The organism is Paenibacillus sp. FSL H7-0942 (genome assembly GCF_045040715.1).
Classification (GTDB): Bacteria; Bacillota; Bacilli; order Paenibacillales; family Paenibacillaceae; genus Paenibacillus; species Paenibacillus amylolyticus.
The window spans coordinates 3,874,824-3,897,653 of sequence record NZ_CP150279.1; the positions used below are offsets into that span (position 1 = coordinate 3,874,824).

The window sequence follows — 22,830 nt, forward strand, 5'->3', positions numbered from 1 at the left end:
TGGCAGATGTTGTCATCCATATCCATTTGAAATTAAAATCGAAGTAATGCCTGCGCTGTGTACTGATCCGTGACCAGAATATTAGCGTAATGACCTTTGAGCGCGGCGTGAATGGCTTCAATTTTGCGTTGTCCTCCGGCGACAAGGATTGATTTTTCCTTATTTCTCAACTCGGCTAGATCAATTCCAACGGTTCTGCTGTTAATCTCTTCACTGATCAACTGACCTTCCGCGTCGAAAAAGCGTGAACAAATGTCACCTGCACCGGAGTTCATCAGCAATTGTTGCTCTTCTTCATTGAAGTAACCGAGCCTGAACAATAATGCATCTTCTTTCACAGTACCCACGGTAAACAAAGCAATGTTGGCCTGTCTGCCAAGTTCCACGATTCTGCCGATATGTCGATCCGCTTCTACCATGTTTTTTACTTCAATGTTGTCGAAAATAACAGGCAGCGGCAGATACCTTGGTACCGTATGGAATGCCTCAGCGAACAAATGAACAATCTCAGCGGCATACGTATTGACATGGGAGTGGCTTACGCCCCCCTTCAATTGTACGACTTCAACACCTTTAACCTGCTTGGGACGAAGCTGGCGTGCTACAGCATGCATGGTTGTTCCCCAAGTCACCCCGATAATATCTGCATCCTGAACCGTCTCTTGAAGGTAGTCTGCTGCTCTTTTGCTGATATGCTTCTGTATTTCCTCATCACTCTTCAACGGGGTAAAACACACAAGTGCCGTATCCAGATCATATTTTGACTTAAGTTCTCCGGCAATGATGTCGATATCCTCCAGCGGGTCCATAATTTCAATCCGGACATATCCACGATCTTTGGCGTACTGAAGTAACCTTGATACGGTTGGACGCGACACGCCCAACCTTGCGGCAATATCCTGCTGGCTATAATCGGACTGATAATACAATTTCGCTGCTTCAATGCTTAATCGTTGCTTCTCCAGGTCCATTCCCATGTGCGCTCATCTCACTCATCCTATTGTCTTTGGAAAATAAATACTCGTCCTGTATATTATACATGGATTGAGTATCCGGTCACCATATAACATCCAATTCAGTATCATGATCGATCCATTCATTCATATCCCTTTCTGACGTATAAAAATGGGGAAACGATGCATACTACTGCGGTCGCTTTATTACTAACAAACATCGGTTCCCCCATGAATCGCACAGAGAGGAAGAATTACATGTCTACCTTATTGTATATTACTGCCCATCCTCACGATCATGAAACCTCCTTCAGCATGGCTACGGGCAAAGCATTTATTGATGCGTATCGTGAAAGTCACCCTTCTGATGAGGTTGTTCACCTCGATCTGTATCGCTCGGATATCCCCCATATCGATGCGGATGTCTTCAGTGGTTGGGGCAAACTGCAATCGGGCAGTGATCTGACTGCCGAAGAACAGACCAAAGTAAGCCGTTTGAATGAACTATCGGATCAATTTGCCTCAGCAGATAAATATGTTTTTGTAACCCCGATGTGGAATTTCTCGTTCCCTCCTATTCTGAAGGCTTATGTGGACTCGATCTGCGTAGCTGGCAAAACATTTCGTTATACCGAACAAGGTCCTGTCGGACTGCTGTCTGATAAAAAAGCACTGCATATTCAGGCCCGTGGCGGCATTTATTCCGAAGGCCCAGCGGCTCAGATGGAATCCGGTCATCGTTACTTAAGCATTATCATGTCATTCCTAGGTGTGCCGAAGCTTGATGGCATTTTTGTTGAGGGGCATAATCAATATAAAGATCGTGCAGATGAGATCAAGCAACAGGCTATCGAACAAGCACGCACTTTCGCAAAACAGTTTTAATAGAAGTAGTTCAAAAAGTCCGCTTTTGATTACGAAGGATGCCTAATGGCATCATCAGCATCGAATATGGAATTCAGCCGAAATGTCCGTTGCTCACGTAGTTTTCCCTACGCTCCGCTACTCCATTTCTAGCTTCATCCCATCTTCTCGGTACTGAAAACCGACCTTTTTGAACACTCACTAAAGTGTAGTAAACAATAAAGCAAAAACAAAACCCGCGTGCGACCTAGGGGATAATCCCAGGAAACACGCGGGTTTTCAATGTATAATCAACCTAGAGCTTACTGATGTCCAGCACTGGCACGGCTCATGGTTTCAAGTTTACGTGTGATCGCATGACGGTCTACTTTCAATCCCCAGATCATTTCAATAATCTGTTCTTTTTCCTCAGGACTGTCGGCATGCTTCAATTGCATTAACAGATCATGCATTTGTTCATTAATGCCTTCAAATTGAATCCATAAATCCTGTCTTACCTCTTTGGAATCCAGATGATGATTCGCATCGACTTCTTCCTTCAATGCTTGCAGAATAGCATCTTTCCATTCGTCATCACCTAGCTGTTTCGCAATGTTCAGGAGATCCAGATAATCGTCAACAAGAAGTGAGTTCAATTCAGCATGTGTTTTCATCGTTTATTGCATCCCCTTTTCGTCTATTTACCAAGTATTATACTCGGTATTTCAGGATATGCAATAGCTGTCGGAAAAAGTTGATTTATGTAGCCTGTCCCTTCAACCTGTGAACAAGCAAATTACACAAGACAAAACCGATCAAAACGTACACACCGATCATCCCCACAATGCCTATCCATCCAAGATGACTGTAAAGCAGTCCACCTCCTGTTCCACTTACGCTTGAACCAAGATAGTAGAAAAATAAATACAACGCATTGGCCTGGGATTTGTGCTGATTGGCCACGAGTCCAACCCAGCTGCTTGCGATGGAATGACCGCCAAAGAAACCAAAGGCAAACAGGGCGAGTCCGATAATTTTGACCCAAAGCGCTGGATGAACGGTACAGACTGCACCAGCCAGAATAATTCCCAGCGCGATTCCAAGCACATGTGACCTGCCGTACCGATCTGCCAGCCTGCCCATCCAGGTGCTGCTTACCGTGCCCATCAGATATACCACAAAAAGACTTCCAACGATAGACTGGCTAAGATGATAGGGTTCACCCGTTAATTCAAAACCGATATAGTTGAACAGGGTCACGAATCCCCCCATCAGGAGAAAACCGAGTCCATACAGGCATAACAGCCTTGGATTGCGACATTGTGACCACAAAAGAGGTATTGGATTTTTGAATCCGGGTGCAGCTTTGACAAAATGACGGGATGGCGGGATGACAAGCCAAAAAATAACGGCTGCACACAGTCCAAGAATACCAATGAAACCCACAGCAGCGCGCCAACTGAACCAATCTGTCACCACACCGCTGATGAAACGGCCGGCCATGCCTCCTATCGAATTGCCACTTATATATAGGCCCATAGCATAACCAAGACTTCTAGGTTCAATTTCTTCTGACAAATATGTCATAGCTATCGCTGGCAACCCCGCGAGTGCCACACCCTGGAGAATACGAAGTAGAAGAAGCTCCGTATATCCCGGGCTGAATGCGCTGAGCAAAGCAATAACAGAAGATATCACCAGTGCAGCTGTCATTATAAAGCGTCGGCCCACAGAATCAGACAAGGACCCGATGAACAGCATCGTCAGTGCCATGGCGATCGTTGTAACGGATAACGTAAGACTGGCGTGTGCCGGCGTAATGGAGAATGCGTTGCTAATCTCAGGCATCAGGGGCTGGAGGCTGTAGAGCAAAGCAAAAGTGACAAAACCTCCGGCGAACAGCGCAAGGCTAATGTTACGAAACGTCTTAGTTCCCTGCTGAATCATGGATGTTCCAACTTTCCCAGTAAGAAAGCTTCTTGGATCGACTGTGGTCTGATCGCCGGTCAGCGAAGCCTTCCATCTATCGTTATTTAGTGAACAAATTCCGCTCCATATGGGTTAAAAAATCATAACCATCTGGCGTTACAACAATTGTATCTTCGATTTGGAATCCACCAGCACCTAGCTCGTAATATGGTACCTCAACACATAACACCATACCGGGCTCCAGTATACGCTGGTCCCCAGGGGAGAGGGTTATATCGTCGTACAGTTCCAACCCGATGGCATGTCCGACATGCTGACGTCGGTAATGTGGAATCCCTTCACGCTGTACGCGAGATACTGCCGCATGGAATACTTCCGACGCCTTGACGCCAGGGCGCACCGTTTCAAGTGCCGTCTCCCATCCACTTTTGACCGCAGCAAAATGTTTTTTCATCCAAGCGGTAGGCTCCCCTGCAACAACCGTGCGGCCCGTATCTCCCCAGTATCCTTCCAGCTGCAGGCAAAGATCGAAACGGACCTGATCTCCAACCTCAATCGTATGAAAATAATTTTCGATGAGTGGTAATGCGCTGCGTGGCCCTGCCCCTACCGCTGTCATTGCCGGAGTTCCACCTGCTCGCATCACAGCCAGACGATAATGATCCGCAAGTTGCTTCTCATGAACACCTGCGGCAATCAGGTCAATCAGCTCCTGCTCAATCCGTTCGTTTAATTGAGCAGCCTGGCGCAGTTGCTCGATTTCGAAAGGTGTCTTAACCAGGCGGATTTGTCGGAACAGTTTATATGCGGAAACCACCGGCCTTTCAGGAAGCTCCTCCCTGATTCTAGCCAGAATATCGGGAGCGATCCGCATCTCATCGATTCCAATCGGCTGATCTTCGATCTCAAGCTGTGCTAATGCTGCCTTGAGTGCTTCAACAGGACCCGGATGAATAACCGTCGTTTGCAGAAGAGAATAAAAGAGATCAATGTCGTCAGTGGAAGGTTTGCCTTCAATTGAACCTTCCACAAAGAAATCACTGTAGGCAAATATATCTACCCCCGTAATACCGAACTGAGCTACAACGCCTAACCGATTCGTTGGAATGACGATACAAGGCTTTGCAGATCTGTCGGCAGGTAAAACCGCATAAATCTGCATGGTCCAGTTGCTTGCGCGTAGCTGGGACCCGATGACATAGTGAATGTTCTCTGGAGTTGTTGCGATCAGGGCGCTTAGCCCTTGAGTTTTCATCACTTCTTCCGCCCGGTCCCAGTTAAGACCTGAGCTATGGGATAGATGCTGTGAATTATTCATTTTGATCCAGTCCTCCTTTTGTTTTCCTGCGACCAAACAAACTTTCAAGTCCTGGTACAGAGCGCAACACTAGTTTAATCGTCATAAACAGAGCCAGCGCAAACGCGATCAATACAACAGACACCACGGCTATCGTTGGGTCCTGCCATTTCTCCATATACAGGAATAGTTGTATTGGCAACGTGTAGCTGTCCTGACGGAGCAGCAACAGAGCAGCCTCTACCTGATCAAAAGTGAAGACAAAAGCGATTGACCCTGACAAAAGCAGGGATAGTCGGAGCTGTGGCAGCGTAATTGTGAAAAAAATGCGTATCGGCCCAGCACCAAGGTCCGCGGCAGCTTCCCGATGAGCCGGGTGCAGATTGGCTAACGCACTGCCAACAATAGTGAGCACAAATGGCAGCACAATGACCGCTTCACCCAAAATAAGTGCAAACAGTCCGCCTGCAATATGCATTTTTGAGAATAAAATCAGGTATGCAATACCCAGCGTAATTTTTGGCATAACCATTGGAGATACAAAAAATGCCCTTAAGATACCAGAGCCCGGGAAAGGGTATTGCACGATTGCTAACGCAGCAAGCGTACCTGTAATCAAAGCCAGCAGAACCGCCCCTGTAGAAGCAATAAGGCTGTTCTTGAATGCATCGAGAAACTGGGTTTGCTCACTCAGATTGGCATACCACTTCAAGGTGAGACCTTCCGGGGGAAATTTGCTGGCTGAACCTGAGCCTACAGATGTCAACATAATCATCAGCAGTGGCAGCAGCAAATAAATCGCTACGGCACCCACAAAGATGTAGAGTAACAGCTTGGTGCCCCTGTTCGACTTAACCATACGCCTGACCTCCCTTGCGGGAACGACGGAACATCAACGTTTCTGCTCCTTTATTCACAAGCAACGAAACAACAATGGAAGACACAAGTAAAAACAGGCTGGCAACCGCAGCCATCGGCCAGTTGGTGTCCAAGGTTCGCTGATATATAAATACCGGAAGTGTCATGACTCTTCCCCCGCCGATCAGCTGAGGTGTGGTGAATGCGGTGAGACATAGCGTGAACACAATCTGCACCCCGCTTGCAATGCCTCTTGCCGATAAAGGCAGGGTAATGGTCAGGAACGTTCTCCAGCTGCCCGCCCCCAGATCCTGAGCAGCTGCCTTTAAGGAAGCGTCACTTTGGGACAGTACATTTAGAATCGGAAAGACCATAAATGGCAGGAAAATATGGACAAGGGCCACGACAACACCTGTCTCGTTGTATATCATGCTGAATCCTTCCTCGGTTAGCCCCAGACGGATGAACAGCCAGTTCATGAAGCCCTGTTTGGACAACAAAAGCTGCCATCCGTAAGAACGCACAACGGCACTGACCAGTAGCGGAAGAAACGTGAGCAGCAGCAACAATTGCTTCATGCCAGGCTTCTTTAGACCCGCAATGCAATAGGCCAGCGGATAGGCAAGCAGAAGACTCCATAGCGTAACCTTGAAGGCAATGCGAAACGTTGTGCCAATCAGCTTCCAATAATAAGGGTCGGACAGAAACGCACGATAAGCTCCTAAATCCCAGCCCCGAATAAGCTTTCCATTCTCATACATATCAAAGCTATATCTGCCAAAGATCAGCAACCCACCCAGATACACGATGCCCATCAGAGCAAGCGCAGGCAACAGAAGCAGTAACCGGGTTACCCATGTGCGGTTTCCAAAGGAATACAGATTCACGATCCGTTCCGCGATCCGGTTCATATTCTTGCCCCCTGTACACGGTCATCAATGGGTTCGGATAACAAGAGCGCGTCCTCTGGATCAAAGCCAATCTGTATTGGCTCACCTGGACTATAACGTGAGGTTCCCCGCTGATGCAGCACACTGGCCTGAATTAGAAAACCCTCAGCAATCTGCACGTTGTATCGAATATTTGCTCCGCCATACACCGCTTCAATCACGTGTCCATCCAGCTTGTTCAGGCAATGAGTTGCATCTTCTCCAAGTCGAATATACTCATTGCGGATTGATAAGGAATGTCGTGCTCCCGCTTTCGGTACAGCATTGCCATCACTGACTTTCACCAGCAATGGCTTGCCGAAGCATTCCACCCGAATTCCATTCACATCATGTCCCAGTACTTCCGTCTCAAAGAGATTGGTATCTCCAATAAACTTGGCCACGAAACTATCGGTCGGTCTTTCATAGATTTCATCAGGGGTTGCGTATTGCAGCAGCCTTCCATCGCGCATAACGCCAATTCGGTCAGACATATTCATGGCTTCGCTCTGATCATGCGTTACAAAGATAAACGTTCCGCCGAATTCACGCTGGATGCGTTTCAGTTCACGCTGCATATCGAGACGCAGCTGCATGTCCAATGCAGAGAGAGGTTCATCAAGCAGCAGCACTTCGGGTCTGTTGATCAGTGCGCGAGCAATGGCGACGCGTTGGGCCTGCCCCCCGGACAGCTCGGATACAGCACGTCTGCCATAGTCTCCGAGCTGGACTAGATCAAGCATTTCACCTACCTGCCGTTGGATATCGGCTTTTGGTAACTTCTTCACCTTTAGCCCATAGGCAATGTTGTTGAATACATCCATATGAGGGAACAGCGCAAGCTGCTGAAAAATCATATTGCTATTGCGTCCATAAGCCGGGATGCCAGTAACATCCCGACCTCCCAGCATAATGGTGCCCTGATCCGGTTGCTCAAGTCCGCCAAGCATGCGCAGCAGTGTTGTTTTGCCACAGCCACTCGGACCAAGCAAGGAAACGAATTCGCCCTTTTTCACTTGGAGTGTTACTTGATCAACGGCGGCTCGCTCACCATAAGTCTTCGTGACTTCCCTTGTTTCAATGGATATGGTCTCTTGTCCGCTGCTCATCTCTGATTCCCTCCCATCCATTCCAGGTTCATAACAAGACCCGGAATCGTAGTGTACCTGGCAACAATCCTTTTATTGAAGCTTTGTTTTCACGAGTCGATCCCATAGTTCTTTCCAAGAAGAACTGTTCTGTGCAAGCACATCCCAATCTGGATTAATGCCGTTACTTTGCGTTTCGACGGAGAATGAAGGATCATCCTTGTACTTGTCCGGAACTGCAGCTGTCGTACTGGTTACCGGCGTACCCGTTGCTTCTGCATATTGTGACAGCGCCTCGGCGCTCAACAACTCGTTAATAATTTCATTTGCAACACGTGCTTGCTCAGGTGTTGAGCCCTTCACTACCTGAAGTGTGTACGGGAAGGAGATGGCACCTTCACTCGGATAAGCTACGGCAAGTGGAGAACCACCATCAATCCATGTCTGTGCAACCTGTGCACTGAATGGGGCAATGAGCGCATCACCTGACTCCAGCAGTGCCTTCAGCTGATCATTGGATGAAACCAATGTGCCAATCTGGTCACTGCGATCTGCCCAGAACTGGAAGGCTGGCTCGGGATTTTCATAGGATGCGCCAATCTCTTGACCTTTGGTAGCAATAAGTGGGGAGATATATGAATAGAACATGTAGTCCCAGAGCGCAGTTTTTCCTTTGAACTCCTCGTTATCCCATAGATCGTTCCAGCTGGTAGGTGGCGTTTTCACCAGATCTTTGTTATATACCAGGGCGAAGCTCGAAACGCCCCAGACCACACCTTTATTGTCTGGCTTGTGGAAGGACTCGGGAATATCCTTAATATTGGTCACGATGCTGGTATCCAGTGGCTCCCACATGTCATCATTCAAGCCTTTTGCCGTCGCATCTGCATTGAAGTAACCGAAGTTAACAATCGGATTGTTGGCATCAGCCTGCTTGCCTGCGACCATCTTGGGGTACATTACCGAATTGGAGGATTCCTCAAAGGTGACTTCAACGTTGGGATGTTCTTTCACATACTCGGCAACCACTTCTTTCGGAACGACATCCTGATTGGAGCCAGCCCAGATAAACATCGTCAGCTTAACTTTGTCTCCGCTTACTCCTGAAGAGTCGCTCTCTCCGGCAGTATTACTTGAGCTGCCTGCTCCACCGCAGGCGGAAAGCACCAATGTACCGGCCAGTGTCAGAGAGGCGAGGCTGAGAAAGCGTTTTTTGTTGGATTTGAACATGCAAATTCCCCCATCCATGTAGTTGGTTTTACCGATAAGACAGAACTAGATAGTCTCCATACACTTGATCAATGCAACCCTATTTGCTGGCGTAAACCTTCCATAATGTCGGATATCTCCCGTGGATCTACAGATAGGGAATCCTTATACTTCTCCTCTACAACGCCCATGGTCTGACGCTTCAGGTAGTCTCTTAGTGCAAGCGGAGCATTCAGCAAGGCCTGATTCAGTGTTACCTGCATCTCATCGCTCCATATGTCTTCAAATTGCTCCCGCGCCTTGCCAAAGGCGAATTCCTCCTGCTGCCGTGGTCGCTTGGCTCGCATTTGTTCGGTATCGCTCTCGTTCAGCTCCAGGCCGTCAATCACAACACCATATAACTCAAGAGCTTTCTCCGGGGATACCAGCCCACTTCTTACATCCTCCAGAACTAGGCGTGGTTCACGTTCAAGTGGATCACCATATCCGCCTCCGCCTTGCGACAGGAACGTAACCGTTTCTCCAGGTTGAAGCAGCAGCTCATCAATTCTTCCCAGATGATGCTCACTTGCACGTCCAGCATTAAGAATCGCTTCTCCATGTGAACCTACGCCACCACCGAGCCTGCCCCAGGGCTGGAACTCCATACGCTCCATGTTTCTGGCCGTCATCACGGTATCCGGTGTTAGAATTCTGACACATAAATCAATTCCGCTTCCGCCACGGAAGGTTCCTGCACCCGCCGAGTCAGCACGAAGACCATAATGCTCAATCAACACAGGCATCTCGGATTCCACCGTTTCCGCAGGAATATTCCGAAGATGACCGACCGCAAAATCCATGCCATCAATGCCGTCTTTCATCGGCCTAGCTCCCGAACCTCCGCAGATCGGCTGAATTACGCCCACCTTTTTCTTGCCATCGGATGCATCTGTCATCGCCATCATGACGATGCAGGCTTGTCCAGCTCCTGCCGCGGGAACCATACTGCCCTGAGCTTTCCCCAGTGCTCCCGTGATAACGTCCATCAGCCGGATAAAGGTCGCAGCACGTGCCCCAACTGCTGCCATCGGCTCCGGGTTTAGTACGGAAGCAGGCGGCGCGTAATTTCGCACCATACGAATCATGCCCGAATTCCAAGGAATGGTCGGATCGAGCGTACGGAAATAACGAATGAGTGCGGGCACCAGCATGTAATGGCCCTGTTGGTTGTGGGTAGGAATGTTGAATGAAGCCCTAACCTGAGGATCGGTGCCGCTAAAGTCCAGATGAATGTCACTACCTGCAATCGTCATCTTGCAACGCAACCGAATAGGATATCCCCCTGGTCCTTTCTCCAGATAGTCCCAGAAGTCATAGGAACCGTCCGGGATATCTTGCACGATAACACGTGCCTTCAGCTCGGCATATTCCAGCAAATGTTCGATGCCCTGCTGGATTTTTCCCACGCCATATCGTGCAATGAGTTCCTCAAGCCGTTGCTCTCCCCGATTCAATGCAGCCATAAGCGCTTTGAGATCACCGAGATTTTGCTCCGGAATTCGGCTGTTGTCCATAAACATTCGCAGGATCTGCTCGTTGAGAACACCAGCTTCATACAGCTTGACTGGTGCAATTCGAATGCCTTCCATATGAATATCGTAGGCGCTGGGAGATACGCTCCCCGGTACCTTGCCGCCCACATCGGATGAATGGACAAAGCACATGCCGTAAGCAATGATTCGCCCTTCGTGAAAATAAGGCTTGATGAGATGAATGTCTGGAAGGTGTGTGACCATGCCTTTGGTGGAATAAGGATCATTACATATGACGAGATCCCCTTCTTTCCAGTCTTCTATACTGTTAATGGTCGTAGCAGCAGGGATGCCCAGGGACAGATTGTAACCCGTCTCCAGCGGCGATCCGAACGTTTCCCCGGATGGAGATAAGAGGTAGGTTCCAAAATCGCCGGTTTCTTTGACAAAAGCGGTGAATCCTGTGCGCAGAACAACATTTGCCATTTCTTCCACGGCAGCTTGAATTCGGTTGTTAAAAATCTCAAGAAAGACCTTGTCGCCGATCATGCTTCCACCTCCCCAATCACGTTCCCATGCACATCCCGGTATACCTTATATCCTGGCGGAATAAAGATCGTTGTATCATATTCCTCCACAATAATGGGCCCGGGGATGGGGGCATCCACCGATGGAATTTGTCCCCTTTTCAGTACCTTGGCAATCTGCTGTACATGGTCAAAGGTGATGAGCCTTTCTTCCGCTACACTCTCATCAAATGGCAAATTTGCCGGATCTACCGTGTTATGGGTAGGTAAAACACCAACAATAGTTGCTCTGAGACTTACAAACATGACCTCTGCCTCTGGCTGACTAATGCCAAACACGTTTTGGTAAGACGTATGGAATTTAATCCCTGCCTTCTTGGGATCTTCAATTTCTTCCAATGTCAGCGTGACCTCAAGATCAAAGGCCTGTCCCTCATATCGCATATCCGCACTGTACAGGCAATAAATATTGTCCAGCGTGACACCACCACGGGCTTCCTCATCTACCCAGCTACGTCCCAGGTTTTCCAATTCAGCAAAAAGAGAGCTTAATTCACCAGACTCCAGAGTCTGGGTACTTTTGTGTAACGTATGAACGAAATCATTGCGGAGATTGGCAACCGTGCAGCCCATGGCACACAATGTTCCCGGAGATGGCGGGATCAGCACTCTGCCGATACCTACCTCACGTGCCATCAGAAAAGCATGCATCGGGCCGGCTCCACCATATGCGAGCAACGTAAAATCGCGGGGATCAACGCCCTTGCGAGCCATGAGGGGAGAAAACTGGGCGTACATATTGGCAGTTGCCACATCAAGAATGGCTTGTGCAGTCTGTTCGGCATTCAGTCCAAGCTTCTCTCCCAGATTGCCCAGAGTACGCTCTGCAAGTTCTGGATACAGACTCATTTGTCCGCCAAGGAAACGGTCAGCATGCAGGATACCGAGCTGTAGATAGGCATCTGTGGTTGTCGGCTCTTCTCCCCCGCGCTGATAACATGCCGGACCGGGATTGGCTCCCGCGCTGCGCGGTCCAACCTTGAGTACGCCTACGGAATCAAGCCAAGCAATTGAACCACCACCTGCTCCTATAGCCGTTACATCAACAGCGGGAATGATGACAGGAAAATCTCCAACCTTGTTCTCAGAAGAATAACTCGGTTCTTTGTCAATAAGGGCGACATCAACGCTTGTCCCACCCATGTCAAATGTGATGACCTGATGAATGCCCGCTCGTTCAGCAATATGGGTCGCGGCCATTACACCGGAAGCAGGCCCGGACAGAAGCGTACGTACCGGCTCATTAGCCGCTCTGGCAGCCGTCATAATTCCACCGTTGGACATGGTCGACAGCAAGTTGGCTTTGAGGCCGTATGCCTGAATCCCTTCTTGCAGACGCAGGAAGTAAGACCCCATCCGTTCACCTACATAAGCGTTCATGGCCGTTGCGAGTGTTCGTTCGAACTCACGCTGTTGTGGCCAGATGGCGCTGCTTCGGCAGATGAACAGTTGCGGATAACGTTCCCTGATCAGATCTTCTGCAAGCTGCTCATGAGCAGGATTCACATAAGCATGTAAAAAACTAATCGCCAAAGCGGTAACGCCATCCTCCACCAGCTCATCCACCGATTGCAACAGTTGTTCCTCATTCAGTGGCTGGAGTATGCCTCCACTCGCAATGACCCGTTCATCGACTTCCTTAACGCGATGTCTCGGTACCAGAGCATCGGTCTTGTCACCATACAGATTGGTTGTATCCTCAAGTCGCAACCGGCGGATTTCAAGAATGTCACGGAATCCTTTAGTGACCAGCAGACCTGTAACTGCGCCATTTCGCTCAATCAACGTGTTGACGCCAAGCGTTGTTCCATGCACAAACAGATCAATCTCATGAATATTCACGCCACTCGCCTTCAACTGATCAAGTGCGTTAAAAATCGCCTGTTCCGGAGCTACTGCAATCGATGGCGTCTTCAGCGCCGCAATCACCCTGCCCTGATGGTCCATCACCAGCGCATCCGTGAAAGTACCTCCGATATCTATGCCTAAACGGTAGATTGTGTCCACAAGCTCAACTCCTTTATCACCGGGTCTGTTTCTAAGGAATGTTATTGGTTTTGCATGGCGAAATAACGTTTGACATCATCGATCATTTGGTTGATATGATTCACCATTGCCGCTTCAGCCTGCTCCGGAGAGCCAGCTACAATAGCATCCAGAATCTGCTGATGATCTACAACTAATTCACTTCCTACTCTCCGGCGAATATACGCTGTTTCCAGAAAATCGCGGCTTGTCTCCCATACCAGTTCAACCGCATGCAGAAGAATTTGGTTTTGCGCAGCATAAGCCAGCAATCTGTGAAACTCCCGGTCCTCCTCGTATGGTATAATATTCTTGGAGAGCAATTCATGCTGGTTGGCAATAGATGCTTGCAACAGTACTATGTATTCTTTCGAGGCACGTTGTGCTGCCAAGGAAGCGATCTCCCGCTCAAGTGCCCTTCTGGCAACGAGAACATCTAACAGAGCCTTTTCCCCGGAATGGTTCAGCATCTGAATTAACTGTGAGTTCACGCTTTGTTGCTGCAAATCTTTTTCCAATGTCTTCATTCGATCCAGACCCTGTTCGGTCAAAGTTCTTCCCTTGCGACCTTCCAGAACTGTAAAACCTTCAACATCCATCTCCATAAGTCTTCTTCCGATGGTTGCCTGACTCAGACCATACGTTTTGCCCAAAGTATGAACCAACGTACTGGCCCCGATGGGAGCATTAGCGTCTCGAAGCTGCTTTAGCAGTTCGTATTCCAACTCCATTTCGTTTAGCTCAGGACCCACTGATCTCACCCCTCTTAGATACTTAATTGTTTTTTTATCTTCTTCGTAGTTGTTACTCACTGATGATTAACGTTAGTATACCTTGCAGACATCACAATTTCAACAATTCTCATCAAAATAGTGCGAATTATTCCCTCAACTATACTGTGCACCTTTTCAATTCAAAATTAAAATTAAAAAAGAGCATTTCACATCCTTTATTCCAGCGTTTATCTGGAGGATGCAATCTGCCCTTAACGTAGCAATCTTTTAAGATCACGAATGTAATCATTAATACTCAAATCAGGTATCAGGACTTGAGTTGTTGCAGTAACTGCACACGGTAGGCTTCACTTTCAAGCGATTGAATTTCCTTATATTCTTCAGCAGTTAACACTTTGGGTTCCCCCGCTGCCTTGGCGATCATATATACCTTTGCGCTTTCTTCCACCACTTGGGTGCGGTAATAGGCTTCGCGGAGGTTTTTACCGGTCGTAACCAATCCGTGATTGACGAGAATGAGTGCCGTATGTTCTTCTACCTTTGCTGAGACTGCATCGGCAAGAAGCTTCGTCGTTGGCAGAACGTATGGAACAAATCCGATATCACCTACCAAAGCGGACTGATCAGGGAACAAGTGTGGCAATTCATCGAAAACGAGACTAAGTGCGATCGTATATGCCGGATGCGTATGCACAATGGCTTGGATATCAGGATTCACACGATAACTGTACAGATGCATCAATACTTCGGAAGATGGACGTGTTGATCCCGCACGAGTCTCTCCTGTCTCGATATCAATGGCGATCCATTCGTCAGGCTCCAGATCCTCAAGTGCATAACCACTCGGAGACAACAACATCGTTCCCCCAGAGCGAGCGCTCAGATTCCCACCGGGTCCTACCACCAACCCTTGGGCAACTGCTCTACGTGCATACTTCGTCAACTCTTCCCTTACTTGCTGTTCAGACATGTTGCTCACCACTCCTCATACTTTTCTTTTTAGCATTTTGCGTCAATGCTCATTGCATTGAATCTGTTCATTACCTTTTGATTTGATTCAGACTTTGGTAGTTTTCATAAGCTTCCTGCCACAGCTCTGTATCCTCAGGCTCATAGGTCTCGGGGGAAAAGGAAGCAGCCATGACCTCCCGTACCTCGGCCAAGCTACTCACTTCTCCATGCGCAAGGAATTGCAGCATGCAATTCCCGGCTGAAGTCGCCTCTGCCGGGCCTGCCACTACCGGGACACCGGCTGCATTAGCTGTAAACTGGCATAATAGTCGATTGTGTACACCACCACCAACCATATGAATGACACGAGGTCTTGTACCTGTAACCAACTGCAGTTCATCCAGCGTCTGTCTGAATTCCAGTGCCAGACTTTCCAGAATGCAGCGTACAATCGCTCCAGTCGTTTCAGGCACAGTCTGTCCGGTGAGACTGCATTGTTGCCGTATTCGTTCGGCCATATTCCCTGGGGCCAAATATACGCCATCTCCCGGCGATACATAACTTTGATGTGGCGTTGCCAAGGTAGCCAGTTGAATCAGTTCTTCATGTGTAAAAAGTTGATTCTCCTGCTCCCATTGCCGTTTGCATTCCTGTAGCAGCCACAAGCCTGAACGATTTTTCAGGGTGCGTACTTTTCCACTTACCGTCCCTTCATTGGTGAATCCCAATGCACGACTTCGGTCATCCAATACAGGTGTATCACGCTCCACCCCCATAAGAGACCAGGTACCACAGCTGATAAAAGCGAAATCCGAATCATTCGCAGGTATTGCTGCCAAGGCAGATGCCGTATCATGTGAACCCACAGAGACTACCTGCATCGGTCCAGTCCGTAACTCTTCGCACAACTCATTTGTTAAATCACCCAGCACGGTACCCGGTTGAACGAGTTTTGGAAATAATGTTTCCGGTATACCGAGACGCCCGATCAGATGTTCATTCCAACGCGCCTCGCCTGCATGCAACAGCCCGCTAGTACTTGCAATCGTATACTCACAAGCCTGCTGACCGGATAGATAATAGTGAAATAAATCCGGCATAAATAACATGCGCACATCCGTACGCAAACCTTCGGCCTGCTCTCGTACACTGCCTAGCAGTTGAAATACTGTATTGATCTGCTGCGGCAAAACGCCGGACATGGCATACAGTTCTTCATCTTTCACCATGTGCAGAACTTCTTCCATCCACTGTGCATTGCGTGCTTCCCGATAGTGACGTGGGTTCGAGCACAACCTGCCCGCACCATCCACCAGACCATAGTCCACTCCCCACGTATCCACTGCTATAGAACGGACCGATGGAGAGACGCCTTGCGTCCCTTTCACAATGCCTTGTTTTAATTCATGAAAAAGTCGCAAGAAATCCCAATACAATCCGTCCCCCAGCTGCACGGGTTCGTTGTTGAATCGATGCACTTCTTGTAACGAGAGTCTGTTTCCATCAAAAGAACCCCGGACTACGCGTCCACTACCGGCGCCGTAATCGGCAGCAAGCACATGTGTTGCTTGATTGCCCATTCTTTCAAGCCTCCTTAACTCTTCGCGATAAGCCGTATTCGAGTTCTGAGCACAGCTTTCAAGAGAAAGCCATGTTACCTCATCTCACAAGGAACATGGCGTTTGACAGGAATGGAACTTTATTTTAACGATACAACGGGCCAAACACACTGCAAGCACGGTAGTCTGCACTCTCCGGCTCACTTGTGCCGAACAATCCCCATGCACGCGGACGGAAAATTTCCGTTTCAGGTACATTATGCATATTTACCGGAATGCGAAGCATGGAAGCAAGCGTAATCAGATCAGCACCGATGTGTCCATACGAGATGGAGCCATGGTTGGCGCCCCATTGATTCATGACTTCGTATACGGAAGTAAACGCTCCCGCTCCGGTTAGAACAGGTGCAAACCAGGTGGATGGCCAGGTTGGATCTGTCCGCTGATCCAGCGTATCATGCACATCTTCAGGCAGATCGACCGTGTAACCCTGAGCGATTTGCAACACTGGTCCCAGTCCTTTGACCAGATTCAGACGTGTCATCGTTACAGGCATGCCACCTTTGGTCAGAAAATCCGCTGAATAGCCGCCCCCGCGGAAATACTCTACGGATGCCGGTCTCCATGATGTTGCTTTCAGGCAGTCCTGAACTTCCTCATCTGTAATTTCCCAGAATGGCTTGAGTACAGGCTTACCATCTCTGGACTGTTGTCCAGTGCCATCCAAGGCTGCCGAACCAGAGTTGATTAGATGCAGAATGCCATCCTTTGCGTTTCCTTCCAACTGGTGCCCCGTCACACGCTGTACTGAATCCGGACTCCAATACGTACGCACATCAGCAAAGATCTGCGCCGTATGCGTCAGCAGCGAACCGAATAACATCGATACCCCGTTCAGGCTGTCATTCTCCGTTGCAACCAGATAAGGCGCACGTTTGCCATTCCAGTCAAAGGAAGAGTTTAATATCGACTCCAGAAAATCTCCGTTAGGTGAATGATCTGTCCACTGCCGTTGTCCCTGGAAGCCGGATACAATCGCGTGGTGGCCCATCGATTCCTCTGTAAAACCAAGCTCTGCCAATCTTGGGTTGCCCGCCATCAAGTCACGCACAATTTGGGTCATTTTCACAACGGTTTCCCATTCGTACTCTTTGCGTTTGCGATCCGTTTGCAGATGGGCAGCGTTGTTGTCCGGACCCTCGCTACAATTCTCCTTCACCCAGGCCAGTGCGAGCTTATACTCCTCGGGGTCGTAGATTTCTTCTTCGATACGACGAGTGAGTTCACTCATATCCACGTATTCATTACGCATGCCCAGATACTCTTGGAAAAATGAATCGTTCACAATCGAACCTGCAATCCCCATGGATACTGATCCAATAGACAGATAGGCTTGCCCTTTCAAGGTCGCGGCTGCAAGACCTGCACGGCTGAACCGGAGCAATTTCTCACGCACGTCATCGGGAATTGTTGTATCTCCGCCGTCCTGCACATCTTCTCCATAGATCCCAAAGGCCGGAATCCCCTTCTGTGCATGGGCAGAGAGTACCGCTGCCAGATATACTGCACCCGGACGTTCAGTCCCGTTAAAACCCCAGATGGCTGTAGGAATGGATGGTGACATATCCATCGTTTCCGTACCATAACACCAGCATGGTGTCACGGTGATCGTTACGCCAACGTTGGAACGGCTGAATAGTTCTGATGCTGCGGCCGCTTCAGCCACTCCGCCAATACAGGTCTCAGCCACAACACACTCCACTGCGGACCCGTCAGGATAACGTAGTTCTGCTGCAAGCAGTTCCGCAACAGATGTCGCCATCCGCATCGTTTGTTCTTCCAGTGACTCCCGAACACCCTTGCGTCTTCCATCAATCGTGGGACGAATACCAATCTTGGGGAAAGCCTGTTTATAACGATAATCCTGATGTGTCATACTGGAATGTCCTCCTTCAATTCGTTTTATAGAATTTGGGTTGAATTGAGTAGCCTTCTGTCTGATCCATATGCATTGATTGGAATGAAATAATGACGGAAATACAACCGATACCCGGGTGGCACGCAAGAGCTGCATACACAGATTGCCAAGAGCCTTATTTTAGTTTGAATACGTTTACATGTTTAAAAAATAACAATAAACCATTTCATTAATTAGCTATGTATGTAGTTCCTCTATTCAAGAAAATGGAACGTGCATGAGCAAATTCAACGAAATGGTTTATGTAGTAAAGACGTTCAGAACCCTTTAGGGTTATCGGTAACCCTAACATAGCACGAGCCTATCTTGCTGTCAATTGACATTATCCTATAGAATGGTAAGACTATGTTGCGGAAAGGTTAGATTCCAATGATTACCATTTACGATATTGCCAAAAAAGCCAACGTCTCCGCCATGACGGTCTCCAAGGTCATTAATCATACAGGCCGCATAAGTTCCGCGACACGTGAACGTGTGCAACAGGTGATCGACGAACTGGGTTACATCCCGAACTCCAATGCGCGCAGCCTTGTGCTTCAACGAACCCAGATGCTCTCCCTGCTCATTACGGATATTACCAACCCTTTTTATACAACACTGGCGCGTGGTGCTGAAGATGCAGCCCATCTTCGTGGGTACCGTCTTTTATTCGGCAATAGTGACGAGGATTACAAGAAGGAAAAGGATTACGTTGATGCGATTCTGTCTACTCGTGTGGATGGTGTACTCTATGCCCCTGCGGGGGATCGTTCTCTTCCTCATCTGAAACAGCTGCAGGAACGTCACATTCCGTTTGTCTTTCTGGACCGCACCGTACCTGGCATTACGTCAGATATGATTGCCGGAGATAGCCGGGAAGGCGCGATTGAGCTGATCCGATATCTGGTGCAATTGGGGCACCGGCGCATTGCACTGGTCAATGGTTCTTCGGAGGTTTCTACCGCCAGACTGCGGGAGGAAGGTTATGTAGCGGGTTTGCGTGAGGCCGGAGCTGATATCGATCCCGAGCTTGTCCTTCGAACCGGGTACCGGGATTTCAGCGATGAAGAGGGACTTGATCGACTGCTCTCTCAACCGGATCAACCAACAGCCATTTTTGCCGCCAACAACATGCTGGCGATTGGGGTCATTCGGCTTTTGCGCAAACGGGGACTGCGTGTACCAGAAGACATTTCTGTTGTGTGTTTCGACGATCTGGATCTGGCTTCTGCTTTTGATCCTTTTCTGACTGTAGCTGCACAGCCAGCATATGACTTTGGGTTTCAAGGCGTACAGATGCTGATTGACCGAATTGAGGGAAAAGCCCCTTCCGAAGCCCAAACCGTCATTCTACCGTCAGAACTGCGCATACGTGCTTCAGCTGCTGCTCCACGTGAGCAAGAATAGAGTTAAGCACGTGAGTTGACTAAATATTATCGTGTAAATGATTAGTCCCACTTATCTAGATTAGGTCCTGTTCAAATTCGAAAAATATAAAACATGAACAGGGTGCACCGGAGATTATGCTCTGGCTGCACCCTGTTTTACATTCATTCGTTGAAAAGATCCTTCGTTCGAGCCGTTTGGTTCGTCTGTTTCATTCAGGCTCGTCGTTTCCTTCAGTTCCATACATGCCGATATTTCTACCGCTCAGACTGTAATGCAAGAGCGACCTCACGAACAAGTCCCGGGAACCAGTCCATCAGAGCTTCGAACGTATATCCCGCTTGTTCTGCCTTGGTCGTCTCCATCGTCCATGATTGCTCAATTCCGAAGGGTGACATGTCCTCTTTCACCGTTTCCGTGAGGATCTGGGACTGCATACCCGTGACCGTCTCGATCAGATGTATCATGGCTGACAGCGTAATCGCACCCTTGGAAGCTGCATTCACCGGACCGGTAATGGACGAATGTCCAAGCCAAGCGAGAAATCTTGCCGCTTCTGTGGAATTGATAAATCCAATCTCTGCATCCGGATTTGGCATGCCGATCGGTTTTCCTTTTTGCACATGTTCAATATGAAAATGAAGTCTTCTCGTATAATCATCAATCCCGAGTACAATGGGAATGCGCATCGCCACAACCGGGAAATTCGCTTCCTGGAAAAATACAGCCTCCGCAAGCCGTTTGCCTTCTCCATACGAAAAATCCTCTGCACTTCCATACTGCAATGGATATGTATACGGGTCAAAATCCGTTTCCTTAAATCCAGGTCTGGGATCACCGTACACCGAGAGTGTGGATGTCAGAACGTATCTTTTGGTGCGTCCTGCAAAAGCTTCACATGCCGCTTTCGCCGCATCTGGGGAATAACAGATATTGTCGTACACGACATCCCACATGTCTGTCTGTGCAACCTCTGCCAGAGATTCCGGGTCTTCACGATCCATCTTGATTCGGTTTACTTCGGATCCAAAGTCAACATCCGTTTTACCACGAGTTGCGACTGTGATCTGAGACTTCCCTTCCCACAGCAAGTGATCCACGAGACGTTTACCGAAAAAACGTGTACCCCCAAGTATAAGTACTTTATTCATCCAAAAAACCTCCTATCATGTTCGATTATGTTTAACAATTTGAAGCATGGTGTGAGCATTCCGTTGAAACTCATATGAAGTTGGTTCTTCGGATACCGTGCATCCACGCTCTTCGAGTATTAATTTTAATTCATCCATGTGCTTGTAACGTTCACCAGACAGATCCACTGTTGGAAAAATGCGAACCTCTTGTTTGGTCACACGCAGCAACTCCATTATGGTTGCAACATGAAAATCAACATCCAATCGATCCGCATACGTAAACAGGAAATGGGCGGATAACGTCAGATCGAATTGTTCATCGGCAAAGGGTAGATCCGGGAGCACAGACGCCACATAACGGTCAGGAAACATTCTCATATCTGCGATGGCACGAGTTCGTTCTTCCTTTAACCCCTGGATTGATCCAAATTGATCCCACACATATATCCCTTGCACGGGTTCCATCTGTTTCATCGTATGCTCAATGTCCTGAAATCCCTTTACTTCAAGCTCGTCGATCTCGTATTCGTAGGCAATATCTACGGCCACGGGATCAGCACCCAACTTGCGCGCCTGGCTACTGAACGAACACGCTCCACCCGGACAATCCAGAATAGACTTGCCATTAATCTCGTCCACCGTCAGGTTGAACATCTTCATATATTCTTCGAAGGTTCTTCCTATGAAAACGATCTGTGACAGTTCCAAACCTCCAGAATCATTGGAGTGCTGATCTTCTCTGCTGTTATTCTTCTCTTCTCTACTGTTGCTCTGCTCATCTCTGCTCATCTCGTCTCAGCTTCCTTTCCTGCGCTTGAATCAATCGTTAGGGAACACAAGCCCAATCTGCTTCCGAATCTGATCCATAACCTGCATCGTCACATAAGAGCGTTCATACGTGTTCATGTCAGACTCCTTTTGGCCCTGCTCAACCAGATTCACGAACTCCTCCACTTCATAATACATCGCCGGATGGTTTTGTTCGACTGTGAGCTGCTCCACCGTACCGTCATTGTAACGTATCTCTGCATGTTCCGGTGAGCCAATCTTGTCAATGATGATGCTGCCCAGCTCACCCATGATTTCGCTTGGTAAATGAGAGTTGGAGATTTTGGAGTATGTAACGACCGCATCCATCCCATCATAGTCCAGCAGCACACTACCTTGTCCATCCACGCCAGATTCCAGCATCATCGCTTGGGATTGAACCCGGTTAGGTTCACCGAACAACGTAATCAATGGATATAGACAATACACACCGAGATCCATTAACGCCCCATTGGCGAGTTCAGGCTTGAACGCATTCAGGACGATCCCCTCTTTGTACTTGTCGTAACGCGAAGAATACTGAGAGTATCCTGCTACATATTTGCGGACAGGACCGATTTTATGCAGGCTCTTCTGCACTATTTTGAACTGGGGAACAAGGGTCGATTTCATCGCTTCCATGAGCAGAACCTCGTGTTCTCGTGCTGTATCGATCATACTCCGAACTTCGGCGCTATTTGCAGCCAGAGGTTTCTCGCACAATACATGTTTACCGTTTCTCAGAAAAAGCTCAGCCTGCTCCGCATGAACCGTATTCGGTGTTGCGATGTAGACTGCATCAATCACATCACTTGCCGCCAACTCTTCCAGATCGGTGAAGCGGTGTTCAACATCATATTTATCTGCAAATGCGTTAGCCTTATCTTCAGTTCTTGAATACACGGCGGTTAATTTGAATCCTTCAACCTGTGCTGCAGCTTCCAGAAGCCTTTCTGTAATCCAGTTGGTACCCACTACGCCAAAACGAACCATGCCTACCTACCTCTTTCATCTATAAATTTCATTTGAGTTCTAAACCACTCCATCTTGTATATTGTAGCTCATATTTCG

19 protein-coding genes are annotated in these 22,830 nt (G+C 48.4%); 2 read left to right on the forward strand and 17 right to left on the reverse strand.

The window, feature by feature from the left end; all coding sequences use genetic code 11:
- Positions 1–32: 32 nt before the first annotated feature.
- A complete protein-coding gene (locus MHI48_RS17215; RefSeq protein ID WP_036613997.1) occupies positions 33–971 on the reverse strand; it encodes a sugar-binding transcriptional regulator in 939 nt (312 codons plus the stop codon).
- Between the two features lie 240 nt (positions 972–1,211).
- Here MHI48_RS17215 and MHI48_RS17220 point away from each other — a divergent pair, with 240 nt between their 5' ends.
- Positions 1,212–1,838 (forward strand): FMN-dependent NADH-azoreductase, encoded by a 627-nt coding sequence (locus tag MHI48_RS17220; protein WP_036613802.1) that lies wholly within the window; start codon positions 1,212–1,214, stop codon positions 1,836–1,838.
- Positions 1,839–2,119: 281 nt separating this feature from the next.
- On the opposite strand, the gene MHI48_RS17225 is transcribed toward MHI48_RS17220, so the two are convergent.
- From MHI48_RS17225 to MHI48_RS17285, 13 genes are all read right to left on the reverse strand, one after another.
- Positions 2,120–2,470 (reverse strand): hypothetical protein, encoded by a 351-nt coding sequence (locus tag MHI48_RS17225; protein ID WP_036613800.1) that lies wholly within the window; start codon positions 2,468–2,470, stop codon positions 2,120–2,122.
- An 85-nt stretch (positions 2,471–2,555) separates the two neighbouring features.
- Entirely contained in the window at positions 2,556–3,743 is a 1,188-nt protein-coding gene (locus MHI48_RS17230) for an MFS transporter (protein WP_315372408.1), read from the reverse strand.
- Between the two features lie 82 nt (positions 3,744–3,825).
- Positions 3,826–5,043 (reverse strand): M24 family metallopeptidase, encoded by a 1,218-nt coding sequence (locus tag MHI48_RS17235; RefSeq protein WP_405141235.1) that lies wholly within the window; start codon positions 5,041–5,043, stop codon positions 3,826–3,828.
- Entirely contained in the window at positions 5,036–5,881 is an 846-nt protein-coding gene (locus MHI48_RS17240; protein ID WP_036613795.1) for an ABC transporter permease, read from the reverse strand. Before MHI48_RS17240 ends, MHI48_RS17235 begins: the two co-directional genes overlap by 8 nt.
- Positions 5,874–6,791: an ABC transporter permease gene (locus tag MHI48_RS17245; RefSeq protein WP_076328594.1), complete on the reverse strand. Its 918-nt coding sequence runs from the start codon at positions 6,789–6,791 to the stop codon at positions 5,874–5,876. Before MHI48_RS17245 ends, MHI48_RS17240 begins: the two co-directional genes overlap by 8 nt.
- A complete protein-coding gene (locus MHI48_RS17250; RefSeq protein ID WP_076328593.1) occupies positions 6,788–7,918 on the reverse strand; it encodes an ABC transporter ATP-binding protein in 1,131 nt (376 codons plus the stop codon). Before MHI48_RS17250 ends, MHI48_RS17245 begins: the two co-directional genes overlap by 4 nt.
- A 72-nt stretch (positions 7,919–7,990) precedes the next feature.
- Positions 7,991–9,127: a PotD/PotF family extracellular solute-binding protein gene (locus tag MHI48_RS17255; RefSeq protein WP_076328592.1), complete on the reverse strand. Its 1,137-nt coding sequence runs from the start codon at positions 9,125–9,127 to the stop codon at positions 7,991–7,993.
- A 68-nt stretch (positions 9,128–9,195) separates the two neighbouring features.
- Positions 9,196–11,169, reverse strand: a complete 1,974-nt coding sequence (locus tag MHI48_RS17260) for a hydantoinase B/oxoprolinase family protein (protein ID WP_076328591.1) — start codon at positions 11,167–11,169, stop codon at positions 9,196–9,198.
- Entirely contained in the window at positions 11,166–13,214 is a 2,049-nt protein-coding gene (locus MHI48_RS17265) for a hydantoinase/oxoprolinase family protein (RefSeq protein ID WP_076328590.1), read from the reverse strand. The genes MHI48_RS17260 and MHI48_RS17265 overlap by 4 nt, the downstream gene beginning before the upstream one ends.
- A 41-nt stretch (positions 13,215–13,255) precedes the next feature.
- Positions 13,256–13,984: an FCD domain-containing protein gene (locus MHI48_RS17270; protein ID WP_245838229.1), complete on the reverse strand. Its 729-nt coding sequence runs from the start codon at positions 13,982–13,984 to the stop codon at positions 13,256–13,258.
- 289 nt (positions 13,985–14,273) lie between these two features.
- A complete protein-coding gene (locus MHI48_RS17275; RefSeq protein ID WP_076328589.1) occupies positions 14,274–14,936 on the reverse strand; it encodes a class II aldolase/adducin family protein in 663 nt (220 codons plus the stop codon).
- Between the two features lie 70 nt (positions 14,937–15,006).
- Positions 15,007–16,497 (reverse strand): rhamnulokinase family protein, encoded by a 1,491-nt coding sequence (locus MHI48_RS17280; RefSeq protein WP_076328588.1) that lies wholly within the window; start codon positions 16,495–16,497, stop codon positions 15,007–15,009.
- A gap of 124 nt (positions 16,498–16,621) precedes the next feature.
- A complete protein-coding gene (locus MHI48_RS17285) occupies positions 16,622–18,412 on the reverse strand; it encodes an L-fucose isomerase (RefSeq protein ID WP_036673744.1) in 1,791 nt (596 codons plus the stop codon).
- A 411-nt stretch (positions 18,413–18,823) separates the two neighbouring features.
- On the opposite strand from MHI48_RS17285, the gene MHI48_RS17290 reads away from it, so the two are divergent.
- Positions 18,824–19,840: a LacI family DNA-binding transcriptional regulator gene (locus MHI48_RS17290; protein ID WP_076328587.1), complete on the forward strand. Its 1,017-nt coding sequence runs from the start codon at positions 18,824–18,826 to the stop codon at positions 19,838–19,840.
- Between the two features lie 236 nt (positions 19,841–20,076).
- Here the strand turns inward: MHI48_RS17290 and MHI48_RS17295 are convergent, their stop codons facing one another.
- From MHI48_RS17295 to MHI48_RS17305, 3 genes are read right to left on the reverse strand one after another with little or no spacing between them, the layout of a single operon-like run.
- Positions 20,077–20,970, reverse strand: a complete 894-nt coding sequence (locus MHI48_RS17295; protein WP_036673746.1) for an NAD-dependent epimerase/dehydratase family protein — start codon at positions 20,968–20,970, stop codon at positions 20,077–20,079.
- Positions 20,971–20,985: 15 nt separating this feature from the next.
- Positions 20,986–21,741, reverse strand: coding sequence for an SAM-dependent methyltransferase (locus MHI48_RS17300; RefSeq protein ID WP_083677443.1), 756 nt, complete (start codon positions 21,739–21,741; stop codon positions 20,986–20,988).
- 30 nt (positions 21,742–21,771) lie between these two features.
- Positions 21,772–22,752 carry a Gfo/Idh/MocA family protein gene (locus MHI48_RS17305; RefSeq protein WP_076328586.1) on the reverse strand — a complete coding sequence of 327 codons (981 nt, stop codon included), beginning with the start codon at positions 22,750–22,752 and terminating at the stop codon, positions 21,772–21,774.
- Positions 22,753–22,830 lie beyond the last annotated feature (78 nt).